This is a genomic window from Streptomyces sp. H39-C1, from assembly GCF_027158125.1.
GTDB lineage: Bacteria > Actinomycetota > Actinomycetes > Streptomycetales > Streptomycetaceae > Actinacidiphila > Actinacidiphila fildesensis.
The window spans coordinates 37,366-51,029 of record NZ_JAPVLS010000054.1 but is presented as its reverse complement, the minus strand read 5'-3'; the positions used below and the strand labels follow the sequence as shown (position 1 = coordinate 51,029).

General features: G+C 73.1%; 14 protein-coding genes. 8 read left to right on the top strand and 6 right to left on the bottom strand.

All coding sequences use genetic code 11. The features are described 5' to 3' along the window. Positions 1-20: 20 nt before the first annotated feature. A complete protein-coding gene (gene alc, locus O3W51_RS30305) occupies positions 21-1,169 on the top strand; it encodes an allantoicase (protein WP_187145066.1) in 1,149 nt (382 codons plus the stop codon). Positions 1,170-1,242: 73 nt separating this feature from the next. On the opposite strand, the gene O3W51_RS30300 is transcribed toward alc, so the two are convergent. Next, on the bottom strand, positions 1,243-1,656 hold the full coding sequence (locus O3W51_RS30300) for an ankyrin repeat domain-containing protein (protein WP_138355691.1): 414 nt from the start codon (positions 1,654-1,656) through the stop codon (positions 1,243-1,245). Between O3W51_RS30300 and O3W51_RS30295 the strand changes: the two genes are divergently transcribed. Continuing rightward, on the top strand, positions 1,655-1,795 hold the full coding sequence (locus tag O3W51_RS30295) for a hypothetical protein (protein WP_164295626.1): 141 nt from the start codon (positions 1,655-1,657) through the stop codon (positions 1,793-1,795). The genes O3W51_RS30300 and O3W51_RS30295 overlap by 2 nt on opposite strands. A 127-nt stretch (positions 1,796-1,922) precedes the next feature. Beyond that, complete coding sequence (locus tag O3W51_RS30290; RefSeq protein WP_269287788.1) at positions 1,923-3,965, top strand: DUF5107 domain-containing protein; 2,043 nt, start codon at positions 1,923-1,925, stop codon at positions 3,963-3,965. A gap of 16 nt (positions 3,966-3,981) precedes the next feature. Here O3W51_RS30290 and O3W51_RS30285 read toward each other — a convergent pair whose 3' ends face one another. Further along, positions 3,982-5,016 carry a ketopantoate reductase family protein gene (locus O3W51_RS30285; protein ID WP_269287787.1) on the bottom strand — a complete coding sequence of 345 codons (1,035 nt, stop codon included), beginning with the start codon at positions 5,014-5,016 and terminating at the stop codon, positions 3,982-3,984. Positions 5,017-5,177: 161 nt separating this feature from the next. Here O3W51_RS30285 and O3W51_RS30280 point away from each other — a divergent pair, with 161 nt between their 5' ends. Beyond that, complete coding sequence (locus O3W51_RS30280; protein WP_138355694.1) at positions 5,178-6,245, top strand: RNA ligase (ATP); 1,068 nt, start codon at positions 5,178-5,180, stop codon at positions 6,243-6,245. Between the two features lie 28 nt (positions 6,246-6,273). Here O3W51_RS30280 and O3W51_RS30275 read toward each other — a convergent pair whose 3' ends face one another. Further along, positions 6,274-6,876, bottom strand: coding sequence for a GNAT family N-acetyltransferase (locus O3W51_RS30275; RefSeq protein ID WP_138355695.1), 603 nt, complete (start codon positions 6,874-6,876; stop codon positions 6,274-6,276). A 117-nt stretch (positions 6,877-6,993) separates the two neighbouring features. Here O3W51_RS30275 and O3W51_RS30270 point away from each other — a divergent pair, with 117 nt between their 5' ends. After that, positions 6,994-7,449, top strand: coding sequence for an SseB family protein (locus tag O3W51_RS30270; protein ID WP_138355696.1), 456 nt, complete (start codon positions 6,994-6,996; stop codon positions 7,447-7,449). An 88-nt stretch (positions 7,450-7,537) separates the two neighbouring features. On the opposite strand, the gene O3W51_RS30265 is transcribed toward O3W51_RS30270, so the two are convergent. Further along, positions 7,538-9,025: a bifunctional phosphatase PAP2/diacylglycerol kinase family protein gene (locus O3W51_RS30265; protein WP_138355697.1), complete on the bottom strand. Its 1,488-nt coding sequence runs from the start codon at positions 9,023-9,025 to the stop codon at positions 7,538-7,540. Between the two features lie 60 nt (positions 9,026-9,085). Between O3W51_RS30265 and O3W51_RS30260 the strand changes: the two genes are divergently transcribed. From O3W51_RS30260 to O3W51_RS30250, 3 genes are all read left to right on the top strand, one after another. After that, positions 9,086-9,742, top strand: a complete 657-nt coding sequence (locus tag O3W51_RS30260; RefSeq protein ID WP_244809504.1) for an HAD family hydrolase — start codon at positions 9,086-9,088, stop codon at positions 9,740-9,742. Between the two features lie 195 nt (positions 9,743-9,937). Beyond that, positions 9,938-11,113, top strand: coding sequence for an aminotransferase class I/II-fold pyridoxal phosphate-dependent enzyme (locus O3W51_RS30255; RefSeq protein ID WP_269287786.1), 1,176 nt, complete (start codon positions 9,938-9,940; stop codon positions 11,111-11,113). A gap of 73 nt (positions 11,114-11,186) precedes the next feature. Continuing rightward, positions 11,187-12,182 carry an MBL fold metallo-hydrolase gene (locus tag O3W51_RS30250; protein WP_381588468.1) on the top strand — a complete coding sequence of 332 codons (996 nt, stop codon included), beginning with the start codon at positions 11,187-11,189 and terminating at the stop codon, positions 12,180-12,182. Positions 12,183-12,199: 17 nt separating this feature from the next. Here O3W51_RS30250 and O3W51_RS30245 read toward each other — a convergent pair whose 3' ends face one another. Continuing rightward, positions 12,200-12,838 (bottom strand): DedA family protein, encoded by a 639-nt coding sequence (locus tag O3W51_RS30245; protein WP_138355700.1) that lies wholly within the window; start codon positions 12,836-12,838, stop codon positions 12,200-12,202. Then, positions 12,835-13,608, bottom strand: a complete 774-nt coding sequence (locus O3W51_RS30240; RefSeq protein WP_187145067.1) for an MBL fold metallo-hydrolase — start codon at positions 13,606-13,608, stop codon at positions 12,835-12,837. The genes O3W51_RS30245 and O3W51_RS30240 overlap by 4 nt, the downstream gene beginning before the upstream one ends. Positions 13,609-13,664 lie beyond the last annotated feature (56 nt).

The following is a 13,664-nucleotide window of genomic DNA, read 5'->3' as shown; positions in this document are numbered from 1 at the left end:
CGTCGGCTCACAGTAGAGGTATGACGACATCAAAGACGCCTTCCGGCACCTCTTCCTCCGCCCTGTCCTCGACTTCGTTCACCGGTGATGCGCGGCCGTTCGGTGGGGGTGATCCGTATGGGGATTACCGTCGTGCGGAGTTGCCGTTCACGGATCTGGTGGATCTGGCGGATCGGCGGTTGGGTGCGGGGGTGATCGCGGCGAATGACGAGTTCTTCGCGGAGCGGGAGAATCTGCTGATCCCGGAGCCGGCGCATTTCGATCCGGAGCACTTCGGGCACAAGGGCAAGATCATGGACGGCTGGGAGACCCGCCGCCGCCGGGGCACCGGTACGGATGCCCCGCATCCGGTCGACGCGGACCACGACTGGGCGCTGATCCGGCTCGGCGCGCCGGGTGTGATCCGCGGGATCGTCGTGGACACCGCGCACTTCCGCGGCAATTACCCGCAGTCGGTGTCGGTCGAGGCGACGGCGCACTCACTGTCGGCGTCGCCGCAGGATCTGCTGGCGGAGGGCGTGGAGTGGACCACGATCGTGCCGCGGACCCCGGTGGGTGGTCATGCGGCGAACGGGTTCACGGTGGAGGTGGATCGCCGGTTCACGCATCTGCGGCTCAACCAGCACCCGGACGGTGGTGTGGCCCGGTTGCGGGTGTACGGGGAGGTGGCGCCGGATCCGGGGTGGTTGGCGGAGCTGGGCACGTTCGACCTGGTGGCGTTGGAGAACGGCGGCACGGTCGAGGACGCGTCGGACCGTTTCTACTCCTCGCCGGTCAACACGATCCTGCCGGGGCGTTCGCGGAAGATGGATGACGGGTGGGAGACGCGTCGTCGTCGGGACAAGGGCAATGACTGGGTGCAGTACCGGTTGGTGGCGCAGGGTGTGATTCGTGCGGTGGAGATCGACACCGCGTATTTGAAGGGGAACTCGGCGGGCTGGGCGGCGTTGTTCGTGCAGGACGACGGTTCGGATGAGTGGACGCAGTTGCTGCCGCGGACCAAGCTGCAGCCCGACACGGTGCACCGTTTCCTGGTGAACCCGGTTCCGGCCACCCGGGTGCGGATCGACATCTTCCCCGACGGCGGCATCTCCCGCCTGCGCCTGCACGGCTCCCTGACCACCCGCGGAGCCGAACAACTCACCACCCGCACCGAAGAAATCAGCTGACTGATGTGAGTGAAGCGGTGGCCGTCACGCACAGGGCGGCCACCGCCTCGTCAGGTCGGAATCCCCGTGGGGATCACTGCGCGCCGAAGAGCTTCAGCAGCTCGTCCTTGCCGAACATACGGGCCGTGTCGATGGCGTTGGGCGTGCCGGCGGACGGATCGGCGCCACCCGCCACCAGCGCGTGGACGACCGCGTCCTCGCCCTTGAAGACCGCTCCGGCCAGCGGGGTCTGGCCCTTGTCGTTGGGCCGGTTCGGGTCGGCGCCGCGCTGCAGCAGGGCGGCGACGGCGTCGGCGTGCCCGTGGTAGGCGGCGAGCATGAGCAGCGTGTCGCCCCGGTCATTGGTGAGATTCGCGGGGACGCCAGCGTCCACATACGCGGCGAGGGTCGCCGTTCCGCCCTCACGGGCGAGGTCGAAGACCTGGCCGGCCAACTGCAGCACCTCGGGGTCGTGCGCGGGCTCGGTGTCGGGATTCGCTTCCGTCATGCGACCACCCTACGTGGCGATCACCGTGCACGGCCTGTCGTGGAACGCGACGGTTTCCGGACGGTCCGGGACGTCTCCCGGACCGTCCGGGAAGCTCGCCGGGACGGTCGGGGACGGTCCCGGGCAGTCGATCTTCTGACCGATTGCGTGGGCTTTGCCCAACCCTGACCGAGGCAGGGCCTGTTCAGCGGCGCCGTAACCCTGTTCCATGGTCATCAGACGGCCGCCTGTTCCCCGGCGGCCCCGCGTGACTGGATGAGGTGGCCTTGGCTACGACCGTGCGACGTATCGCTGTGACCATCCCGGCTGCCCCGATCGGCCCCGAGAACCCGCTGCCCGCGCTGCGCGCCCTCGACGAGGTGCACCAGCTCGATCCGCGCGAACGCGCCGGACTCCCGGCCGACATGGCACGCCAGGTCGGTTACGCGCCGCTGCACTCCGTCCTGCCGGTACGGCTCCTCGACGGGTACGGCCGCGAGCGCGCCCCCGCCGAGTTCGAGGCCGTCGTCATCGAGAACGACCGGGTACGTGCCACCGTCCTGCCCGGTCTCGGCGGCCGGCTGCACTCGCTCGTGCAGAAGGCCACCGGCCGTGAGCTGCTCTACCGGAACCCCGTCGTCCAGCCGGCCGACTTCGGGCTGGCCGGGGCCTGGTTCTCCGGCGGCGTGGAATGGAACCTCGGGGCGACCGGACACACCACCCTCACCTGCGCGCCCCTGCACGCCGCCCGCGTACCCGCCCCCGACGGCGGCGAGATGCTGCGGCTGTGGGAGTGGGAGCGGCTGCGGGACCTGCCGTTCCAGATCGACATGTGGCTGCCGGAGGACTCCGACTTCCTGTACGTGGGCGTCCGGATCCGCAACCCGCACCACCGCACGGTGCCGGTCTACTGGTGGTCCAACATCGCCGTCCCGGAGACCGACGGCACGCGCGTGCTCGCCCCCGCCGACGAGGCGTGGCACTTCGGCTACGCCCGCTCGCTGCGGCGCGTACCGGTGCCCGAAGGGGACGGTACGGACGTCACGTACCCGACCCGGTCCGAGCACCCCGCCGACTACTTCTACGAAGTAGCGGACGGCAACCGCCGCTGGGTCACCGCCCTGGACGACGCCGGCCAGGGCCTCGTCCAGACCTCGACCGACCGGCTGCGCGGCCGCAAGCTCTTCCTCTGGGGCAACGGGCGCGGCGGCCGCCGCTGGCAGCAGTGGCTCACCGAGCCGGGCACCGGCGGCTACCTGGAGATCCAGGCGGGCCTGGCCCGTACCCAGCTGGAGCACATACCGATGGAGGCGGGCGCCGAGTTCTCCTGGCTGGAGGCCTACGGTCCGCTCGCCGCCGACCCGGCCGCCGTCCACGGCGACGACTGGACCGCGGCCCGCGCCGCAGTCGAGGACCGGCTGGAGAGCGTCCTGCCGCGCGCGGACGTCGACGCCGCCTACGCCGCCTGGCTGCCGCACGCGGACACCGAGCCGACGGACGTCATCGCCACCGGCTCGGGCTGGGGAGCGCTCGAGGTCGAGCGGGCCCGGTTCGCGCTGCCGGGTACACCGTTCGACCCCGCGACGCTGGGCGCGCAGCAGAAGCCCTGGCTGGAGCTGCTGGTCGCCGGCATGTTCCCGAGGCCGGCGGCGGACGCGCCGCCCGGCCCCGCGCTCGTGGCGCCGGAGTGGCGCGAGCTGCTGGAGGCCGCGGACACCTACGACGGGAACGAGTGGTACCGGGACTACTTCCTCGGCGTCGCCCAGTGGCACGCGGGCGACCGCGCCCAGGCCATCAGGAGCTGGGAACGCTCCGCCGCGCAGCACGAGACCTGGCCGGTGCTGCGCTGTCTCGCCGTCGCCGACCAGGAGGACGGCCACCTCGAACGGGCCGCCGACCGCTTCCTGGCCGCCTCCGACATCGCGCACCACGAGGTGCTCGACGACGACGCCTGGTGGGCGGCCTCGGCCGGGCTCGCCCGGGAGGCGGTCACCGCGCTGCTCGCGGTCGGCCGCGCCGACGACGCGGCGTTCGTCCTGGACGAGCACGTACCGGGTCACGCCGGGCGTGGCCGGTTCCGGCTGCTGGAGGCACAGGTGCTGCTCGCGCAGGGCGATGTGCCGGCCGCGCGGGCGATCTTCGACGCGGGTTTCGTCGTCGACGACCTCCGCGAGGGCGAGGAGTCGCTCAGCGACACCTGGTACACCATCGCGGAGCGGCTGATCGCCGGCGACGGCCCGGTGACCGCAGACATCAAGCAGCGGGCGCGCGCCGAGCACCCGCTGCCGGAGGCGTACGACTACCGGATGCGTCCGGCGGCGGAGCTCTGACGGTGCGAGGACACCATCAGTCCCGTTGGGTCCGCTCGTAGGAGTCGATGAGGGCCGTCAGTTCGGGGATCGTGAGCTCCCCGGGCCGGCGGCCCTCGCGGGCGAACGCGTTGGCGATCCGCTGGAGCGCCGCGTTGACCGGAGTGTCGATGCCGGCCATCCGGCCGAGCAGCACGATCTCCCCGTTGAGGTAGTCCGCCTCGATGGAGCCCGAGCCCCGCGTGAGGCTCTGCCACGACGAACCGCCGCCGCGGGTCACTCCGTTGAGGGGCTGGAGCTGGATGCGGTCGCCCCGGGCCGCCGTCTGCTCGGCGTCGCTCGCCCGGTCGATACCGGCCGCGTCCAGCACCGCTTCGCACTCCGCGACAGCACGCCGCAACACGTCGTGGGCGTCGTCGCCGTCGAGCGGGCCGCAGGTGGCTTCCAGCGCGTTGGCGAGGTTCTTGAGCAGCTTGCCGTACTTCCAGCGCATCACATCGGGCGGTGTGGGCGCGTCGAAGCCCGACTCCTTGAGATCCGTGGCGATGCGCTCCGCCAACGGGTCGGCCCCCGATGTGCCCGTCGCTCCCGCCGGGAAGCGGCCGATGTGCAGAATGCCGGTCAGCGGCGCGCACGACGCCTCGATCGACCCGGGCTCCAGATAGCTGGCCGGCAACCAGACACACATCCCGTACACCCGCCGGAACCGCCGCAGCGCGAGCCGCTCACCCGCGACCCCGTTCTGCGCACACACCACCGGCAGCCGATCGCTCGCCGTACCCCCGCCCACGACCGGCCGCCCGGCCCACGCGTCCAGCGCCGCGACGCTGTCCTGTGTCTTCACGGCGAGCACCAGGACGTCGTCCGCGCGTAGTTCGAGGGCCTTCGGCCCGTCGACGACCGGGATCGGCAGCTTGAGCGACCCGCTGGGCAACGTCAGCCGCAGCCCGCCGTCCCGCAGCGCCTCGTAATGCGCACCCCGCGCAACGAGGACGACCTCCCGGCCGCTGTCGAAGAGCCTGCCGCCAATGGTTCCGCCGATCGCGCCGGCACCGATGATGATGTATCGCACCGTCCGAGACTCGCACACACGTCAAGTCTTCTCGCAGGGTGGGCGCCGGCCGTCGCGCCGGTCCAAGAAATCGCTGGCCGAGGCGGCGTTCCGGCAGCCAGAGTGGTGCCAGGAGCCCGCGTTCGCCGGCTCCTTGACGAACGGCGGGGGAGGGTTGCCGCATGTCCACGCTGCGTGTGAGCGCCGAGCGGCTGACGATCCACGAGCACCCGAACGCGGACGCGCTGGAGCTGGCGCAGGTCGGGCTCTATCGGGCGGTCGTGGCGAAGGGGGCCTACCGGACGGGTGAGTTCGCGGTGTACATACCCGAGCAGGCCGTGCTGCCGGACGCGCTCATCGGGGAGCTGGGGCTGACCGGCAGGCTTGCGGGGTCGGCTGCGAACCGGGTGCGGGCGGTGCGGCTGCGCGGTGAGCTCTCGCAGGGCATCGTGTGCCGGCCGGAGGCTCTCGCGGGCACGGATCTGGAGCAGGCCGCCGCTGACGGGGAGGACTTCGCGGAGCGGCTGGGCATCGTCAAATGGGTGCCGCCGATCCCGGTGTCGATGAGCGGCGACGTCGAGGCCGCGCCGGATCTGCTGCCGTGGACCGACATCGAGAACCTCAAGCGCTATCCGGACATCTTCGCGCCCGGCGACCAGGTGGTGATCACGGAGAAGCTGCACGGCACCGCCTGCTGCTTCAGCTACTTCGCGGACACCGGCCGGATCCAGGTCACGTCCAAGGGCCTGGGCTCGCAGCGGCTGGCGCTCCAGGAGGCCGACGGCAACCTGTACTGGCGCGCCGTGCGCGGCCACGGCCTGCCCGCCGTCGCCGCCCGGCTCGCGGCGCGGCTCGACGCGTCCCGGGTCGGCATCTTCGGTGAGGTCTACGGGGCCGGCGTGCAGGACCTCGGGTACGGGGAGGACGGCCGGCGCGACGTCCCCGCCTTCGCGGCCTTCGACGTGTCGGCCGAGATCGACGGCCAGGTCCGCTGGCTCGATCCGCACGAACTGCTGGCGGGCGAGCTGCCGCTGGTGCCCGTCCTGTTCAGCGGCCCCTTCGATCTGGACACGGCGCTGAAGCTGGCCCAGGGCGCGGAGACGGTGTCGGGGCGCGGACTGCATGTGCGCGAGGGCGTCGTGGTGCGGACCGCCGACGACCGTTACAGCCCCGTGGTCGGCGGCCGGGCCATCGCCAAGGTCGTCAGTGACGCCTATCTGACCCGCAAGGGCGGCACCGAGTACGAGTGAGAGCGTGCGACGCGTGGGACCGCGCCCGTCAGCCGTCCAGGCGGGCGCGGAGCCGGCGCTTCGCGTCCGGCCATTCGTCCGCGAGGAGCGAGAAGAAGACGCTGTCACGCCAGGTGACACCGTCCGACCGCAGCCGGTGGCGGCGCCAGACCCCCTCGTGCTGCGCGCCCAGCCGCAGGATCGCCTCCTGGGAGCGGGTGTTGAGCAGATCGGTCTTCCACATGATGCGGCCCATGCCCAGGTCCTCGTAGGCGTAGGTCATCAGGAGCAGCTTCGTCTCGGTGTTGACCGGGCTGCGCCAGTAGGCGCGGCCGTACCAGGTCCAGCCGATCTCGAGCCGCTCGTCGACCGTGCTCACCTCGTGGAACGTCGTCCAGCCGACCGCCCGGCCGCTGCTGAGCTCGATCACGGCGTAGGCGACACCGCCCGCCTCCCGGCTCTGCGCGCAGACCGTGATCGCGAGATCACGCAGCTCGTCCTCCGTGCGAGGCGGTTCCGCGGGCAGCCAGCGCCACACCTCCTCGTCACCGCCTCCGGCGGCGAACAGATCCGGCACATGTTCCGGGCCGAGCGGTTCGAGCCGGACGAAGCGGCCGGTCAGGACGGTGGGTGAGGGCGACTTGGCAACCATGCACGCACCGTAACCACAGCCCGCTTGGTCCGGCCAGCCGGTTTTGGATCCTGGACGGCATGTTCCGTCCCTCGGTGGGGTACGCGGGAGGTTCAGTCGCCGAAAGGACTCGTAGCCATGACCGACATCCATTCCAATGGCGCCCTGCCCCCGGCGCAGCAAGCCCTCCACGAGATCGCCCAGGGCGGCGAGAACGTGATCGCCCTGAGCACCCTCGCCCTCAGTGACGTGCTGCTTCCCGTTCCCGGCGGGCCCGGCGACCCCGACCCCGACGCCCCGGAACAGCAGGACCCCGCGGCGCCGCAGGGGATCCAGCTGCCGGTGTACGAGCAGGAGGACGGGGTCAAGCTGGTGCCGGTGTTCACTTCCGAGGAGCGGATGGCGCAGGCACTGCCGGGTACGCACCGCTACCGGCTGGTGCCGCTGTCCGCCCTCAGCGGCAGCTGGCCGTCCGACGAACTCACGCTCTCCATCGACACCGGCTCCCCGGACGCCCTGAGCATCGCGGGCCCCGGGGTGCGGGCGCTGGCCGCCCTGTCGGGCTCGGGGCCGGGCTCGGGACCGGCTTCATGACCCGGATGCGGCGGGCCGGGGTCGCGACGGCCCCGGCCCTGCCTGTCATCCCGTCGCCCGCCGTCCCGTCGCCCGCCGTCCCGGCGGCTCACGGCCGGTAGACCACCAGGGCACTGGGCAGCTTGCCCAGCAGCAGTTCCGAGGGCGCGGGGACCACCTCGCCGTCGTAGGCGAGACGGCTGCCCGCGGCCAGGCCGCGGATCCGCAGCCGGCGCAGCTTGGCGGCGGAGTACACGGGGGAGCGGGTGAGGAAGCCGGTCACGGCGGCCCCGAGCAGCCGTGTGCGGGCGAACGGGCCGCCGTCCACGATGCGTACGTCCAGGATCCCGTCGTTCAGATCGCGGCGGCGCACCGGCGCGAGCCCCACGCTGGAGTACTCGCAGTTCCCGGCGAAGATCAGCCAGACCGACCGGCGGCGCCCGTTGATCTCGACGTCGACCGGCTCGGACGTGCGCAGCACGTGCACCGCCGCCAGCACGCTCGCCGGCCAGCTGCCCACCCGCCGCGACCAGCGCTCGCGGATGCGCACCAGCTCCGGGTACGAGCCGATGCTGAAGGTGTTCACGAAGGGGACGGCCTCGGCGCCGCCCGGGGTGTCGTACGAGGTGTACGTCGCCAGGTCGACGGCCGACGCGGTTCCCGCCACGACCGCCGCGGCGGCGTCCTCGACCGTTTCGATGCCGAGGTCGAGCGCGAAGTGGTTGCGCGTTCCGCCCGGGAAGACCACCAGCGGAAGGCCGTGCCGCAGGGCGATCGACGCGGCCAGCGTGACCGTTCCGTCGCCGCCGCACACCCCGAGCGAACCGTCGTGCTCGACTGCCTGCCGGGCGGCCTTCTCCAGCAGTTCCGCCAGGTCGTCGTCCTCCGAGCGCTCCGCTACCACGGCCTCCGGCAGCGCGGCGCGGATCCGGTCGGCGGGCGGGTTGAGGAACGCCGGCGGCCCCGATGCCTCGTTGACCACGACGAACAGCCCGCGCCCCGCCGGCAGCGAAGGGGCGTTGACGTCAGGGCCCACGTCGGCGGCCGGCCCGTTCGAGGTGGGGATCAGCGCCCGCACCGCGAGGGCGGCTCCCATGCCGAACGCCGCACCGGCGACCACGTCGCTCGGGTAGTGCACCCCCGTGTAGACCCGGGAGAACGCCACCGAGGCGGCGATCGGTGCCACCACCGTGCCCCAGCGGCCCGACTCCATGAGGACCCCGGTCGCGAAGGCGGCCGCCGAGGCCGCGTGCCCGGAGGGGAAGGAGGTCGTGAAGGGCTGGTGCCGCAGCCGGCGTATCACCGGGACGGATTCCAGTATCGGACGCGCCCGGCGGACGGCCCGTTTGCCCACGGTGTTCACCGTCGCGGAGGCCAGCGCCAGCGACCCCACACCGCGCAGGGCCGCGCGCCGGCCGGGCTTTCCGCCGACCGCGGCGATCCCGGCGGCCACCCCGAACCACAGCAGCCCGTGGTTGGCGCTGCGGCTCAGCCGGGGCAGCACGGGCTCGGCGCCCGGCCAGCGATGGCTGGCGACCTGATGGAACAGCTTGTGGTCCCACGTCTTCAAGGAGTGGGCCCTGGCGCGTTGCTTCATGCGCTAGCGGCTACCCGGGCAGCGGCCATCGATACCACCCCGCTCGCCTAGGATGCCCGGGTGGCTGATGATCGAATAGACCTGGTGATCTTCGACTGCGACGGCGTCCTGGTGGACAGCGAGCGCCTCGCCGTCCGCGTCGACGCGTTGATGCTGGCCGAACTCGGCTGGCCGCTGACCGAGGCCGAGATCGTCGAACGGTTCGTCGGCCGCTCGCACCGCGACATGACCGCCGCGATCGAGCAGCAGCTCGGCCGGCCGCTCCCCGAGGGCTGGTACGACCGCTACCGGCCCTGGTACCGGTCGGCGTTCGAGGCCGAACTGACCGCCGTGGACGGCATCACCGAAGCCCTCGGCCTGATCACCCTCCCCACTTGCGTCGCGTCCAGCAACACCCACCCGGGACTGCGGCACTCGCTCGGCCTCACCGGCCTCCACTCCCGCTTCGAGGGCCGGATCTTCAGCGCGTCCGAGGTCGAGCACGGCAAGCCCGCCCCCGACCTGTTCCTGCACGCGGCCCGCGCGCTGGGCGCGGACCCGGCCCGCTGCGTCGTGGTCGAGGACAGCCGCTACGGCGTCGAAGCGGCCCGCGCGGCGGGCATGCGCGCCTTCGGCTACTACGGCGGGCTCACGCCGCGGGCCTGGCTCGAAGGGCCGGGGACGGTCGTCTTCGACGAGATGCGCGACCTGCCGGAACTCCTGCTCGGCGGCTTCTGAGGGAGCCGCTCGCGAGCGGGAACCGTGCCGCACCCGAGTCGGACCCGAGGCGGCTCCGAGCCGCTCACGGTCGGATCGGGAGGAACCCGGCCCCGGCGCAAACGGGTGGGCGGCGTGGCGGGAGGGCATGGCACTCCTGTGGCGCGCGCGCCGACTGGGAAGGTGGCCGCAGCCACTGACCCACCGGAGGCACGGATGCAGGGGACGACCCCGTACGACCTCAGGCCCGATCCGGGGCTGCCCGTCCCCGCGTACTGGACCGCGCACCTCGTGGGCGGCGGCGGGCCGGAACCGGCCGGCGGCAGCCCGGCGGTGCGGCAGGCGGCGGCCGGGTACTGGGGGCGCCGCGGGCTGTGGACCGATCCGGGGCGCATCGTGGCCGCGGCCGGCGCCGAGCCGCTGCTCCTCGCGATCCTGGCCGCCACCGGCGGCGGCCTGGTGCTCGCCCGGCCCTCCGCCGCCGGGCAGGCGCCCGTCGCCCGGCTGCTCGGCCGCGAGGTGTTCGCCGTACCGACGCCGGCGGAGGGCGGCGGCGCGCCGGACCCGTTCGCCCTGCTGGAGACCGTCCGCCGGGCGCGGACGGAGGGCGCCGACCCGCGGGTGCTCCTGCTGTCGCCGGCGGACGACCCGACCGGCACCGTCACCTCGCCCGAACTGCTGCACGAGAGCTGTGAGGCGGCCGCCGAGGCGGGGCTGATCGTGGTGTCCGACGAGACCTACAGCGACACCCGCCACGACCCCGGTACGGTCCTGCTCAGCCCCGCCGAGATGCTTCCCGAGCGGACGATCGTCCTCACCGACCTCGGTGGATCCCTCGCGCCCACCTGCTGTCCGGTCGCGCTGGCCAGGTTCCCGGACTCCGACGAGGGCACCGGACTGCGGGAGCGGGTGGCGCGGGTCTGCGCCGAGTTGCGGTCCGTCCTGCTGGCGCCGGTCGCCTCGGCGGCGGCGTACGCCCTGACCGAACCGGACGACGTACGCGCCCACACCGCCGCCGCGAACCGGCTGCACGCGGCCGTCGGGGCCGGCGCGTACCGCGCGGTCACCGCCGCCGGCGCGCTGTGCCGGCCGCCCCAGGCCGGCTTCCAGCTCTACGCCGAGCTGACCTCGCACGACACCCACGACCTCCCCGACGCGCCCGCCCTCGAACGCCATCTCTCCCTGCGGCTGGGCCGGCGGGTCCTCGGCGGCCACCGGTTCGGCGACGACCCGGCCGCGCTCCGGGTCAGGATCGACACCGGCCCGCTGCACGGCGGCACCGACCAGGAGCGGCGTGCGGCTCTCGACGCGATCGATCCGCTGGAAGTCCCACACGTATCCCAAGCGTTGACAGAACTCGAGGCGGCCTTCACCGAACTGACGGCCGGCTGAACTACGGTCGGTGACCGGGGGCGCGTCCCACCGCGCCCGTCCGAGCCCGCGCCGCCAACGGATGGGAGACTCGATGACCGATCAGACCGAGCGCGCCCTCGCCGAGCCACGTCCGCTCGGTGAACGCCGCGTATGGCCCAGATCCTTCGCGGACCGCCTCACCGCCCCGCTCCCCGGGTTCCGCGAGATGGCCAGAACCCTGCGCGAGGGGGGCCTGCGCCCCACCGCCGAATCGCTCGCCACCGTCCCCGGACTGCCCGTGGAACCCGGCCCGCTGCCGGACGTCGACGCCGACACCGTGGCCGTCACCTGGGCCGGGCACGCCAGTTGGGTGCTGCGGATCGGCGGGCTCACCGTCCTCTCCGACCCCGTCTGGTCGGAGAAGATCCTCGGCACCCCGGCCCGCGTCACCCCCGTGGGTGTCGCCTGGGACGAGCTGCCACACATCGACGCGGTCGTCATCAGCCACAACCACTACGACCACCTCGACGCGCCTACCCTCAAACGGCTGCCGCGCGACACCCCGCTCTTCGTCCCCGCCGGACTCGCCCGCTGGTGCCGCCGCCGCGGCTTCACCCACGTCACGGAACTCGACTGGTGGGAGGCGGCGGAACTGCGCGGTGTGCGCTTCGACTTCGTGCCCGCGCACCACTGGAGCAAGCGGACCCTCACCGACACCTGCCGTTCGCTGTGGGGCGGCTGGGTGCTGTCCGACCGGAACGGGCAGCGCGTCTACTTCGCGGGCGACACCGGCTACGGCCACTGGTTCACCGAGATCGGCCGCGCCCACCCGGGCATCGACCTGGCACTGCTGCCGATCGGCGCGTACGACCCCCGGGCGATGCTCAGCCCGGTCCACACCGACCCGGAGGAGGCCGTCCAGGCCTGCCTCGACCTCGGCGCCGCCGCCATGGCGCCCATGCACTGGGCCACGTTCCTGCTCTCCGCCGAGCCGCCGCTCGAACCGCTGGCGCGGGTGCGGGCGGCCTGGGCCGCCACCGGACGTCCCCGCGAGGGGCTCTGGGACCTGCCGGTCGGGGCCTCGCGGGTCCTGAGCCGCGAGCCGTAGCTGACTGCCTGTATTCGCTACTCGCCGGGCGGGCCGGCCTTCCGTCCCGTCCGGCGCCACACCTGCGGCACCAGCGCGACGAGGAAGGCGATGCCCACCGCGAGCGCCACGCCCTGCCACGGCTCGGGGAAGAGCGAACCACCGACGATCCCGATCAGCTGGTACGCGGCGGCCCACGCCAGACAGGCCGCGATGTCACCGCGCACGAAACGGCGCAGCGGCAGCTCGCCGAGCAGACAGGCCACCATCACCGGGATCCGGCCGGCCGGGATCAGCCGGGACAGCACCAGGACCGCTACACCGTGCTCGTCGAGCTGCCGCTGCGCCTTGGCCAGATGGTCCGGATCCGCCCGGCTCTGCAGGCGGCGCAGCCAGCGCGAGCCGTTCCTGGAGCGGATTCCGCGCTGCCCGAGCCAGTACAGGCCGACGTCGCCGATGAACGCGGCGAGCGCCGCCACCCCGAAGACCAGCACGAGCGCGAACGGAGACTTCTGGTGGAAGGCGACCACGGCCGCGCCGCTGACCAGCGCTCCGGTCGGGATCACCGGCACCAGCGAGCCGAGCACCACCAGCAGGAAGAGCGTGGGATAGCCGACCGCCTGCCGGGTGGTCTGCGAGGTGGTGGACGACGCCGTCTCCGCGAGAAAGCGGATCACCGCGCGGCCGCCAGCCGTACGCTCTCGCCGTGCTCCAGCCGGTGCACGGCCACCTCCGGCGCGAGCACCGCGGCATGCCGGACGAACTCGGTGCCCGGGGAGTGGAATTCATGCGGCCGGACCGCGTCCATGCCCACCGGCCAGTACGTTCCGTAGTGGATCGGCACCGCCGCTCCGGGCGCGAGCCGCGCCAGGGCCTGCGCTGCCCGTCCGGCGTCCAGGTGCCCCGCGCCCAGGAACGGGCCCCAGCCGCCGACCGGCAGCAGCGCCGCGTCGCAGGGTCCGACCTCGTCGGCCATCTCGTCGAACAGCCCGGTGTCACCGGCGAAGTACGTGCGGGCCTCGCCGCGCACCACGTACCCGAGCGCCGCGACGCGGTGCGGCCCGTACGGCAGCCGCCGTCCGTCGTGTGCCGCGGGCACCGCGCGGATCGTCAGCGGGCCGACCCGTACCTCGTCGCCCGCCACCACCTCGACCAGGTCGAGGTCCCGCAGCCGCCGCAGCCCCGGCACGGCCTGCGGAGCGCCGCGCGGCACCAGTACCCGCGTGCCGGGCGCGAGGCGGGCCAGCGAGGCGGGATGCAGATGGTCGGCGTGCAGATGGGAGACGACGGCGACGTCCGCGACCGCCGCCTCCGGCGGTGGTACGGCTCCGCGCCGCCGCCGCAGATGCGCGAGCCGGCTCACGAACAGCGGATCCGTCAGCACCCGGACGCCCGAGTCGCGCACGGTCACCGTGGCATGCCCCCACCACGTGATCTCCACCGCCACCGGAACCGTCCTTCCGCCGTGCCCTCGTCCGCCCCTGCCCGCTGTCCCCGACCCTA

Coding starts and splice junctions, on each gene's coding strand:
- alc (WP_187145066.1), top strand. CDS start 21: ATGACGACATCAAAGACGCCTTCCGGCACCTCTTCCTCCGCCCTGTCC.
- O3W51_RS30295 (WP_164295626.1), top strand. CDS start 1,655: ATGCGACCACCCTACGTGGCGATCACCGTGCACGGCCTGTCGTGGAAC.
- O3W51_RS30300 (WP_138355691.1), bottom strand. CDS start 1,656: ATGACGGAAGCGAATCCCGACACCGAGCCCGCGCACGACCCCGAGGTG.
- O3W51_RS30280 (WP_138355694.1), top strand. CDS start 5,178: ATGTCCACGCTGCGTGTGAGCGCCGAGCGGCTGACGATCCACGAGCAC.
- O3W51_RS30275 (WP_138355695.1), bottom strand. CDS start 6,876: ATGGTTGCCAAGTCGCCCTCACCCACCGTCCTGACCGGCCGCTTCGTC.
- O3W51_RS30270 (WP_138355696.1), top strand. CDS start 6,994: ATGACCGACATCCATTCCAATGGCGCCCTGCCCCCGGCGCAGCAAGCC.
- O3W51_RS30265 (WP_138355697.1), bottom strand. CDS start 9,025: ATGAAGCAACGCGCCAGGGCCCACTCCTTGAAGACGTGGGACCACAAG.
- O3W51_RS30255 (WP_269287786.1), top strand. CDS start 9,938: ATGCAGGGGACGACCCCGTACGACCTCAGGCCCGATCCGGGGCTGCCC.
- O3W51_RS30250 (WP_381588468.1), top strand. CDS start 11,187: ATGACCGATCAGACCGAGCGCGCCCTCGCCGAGCCACGTCCGCTCGGT.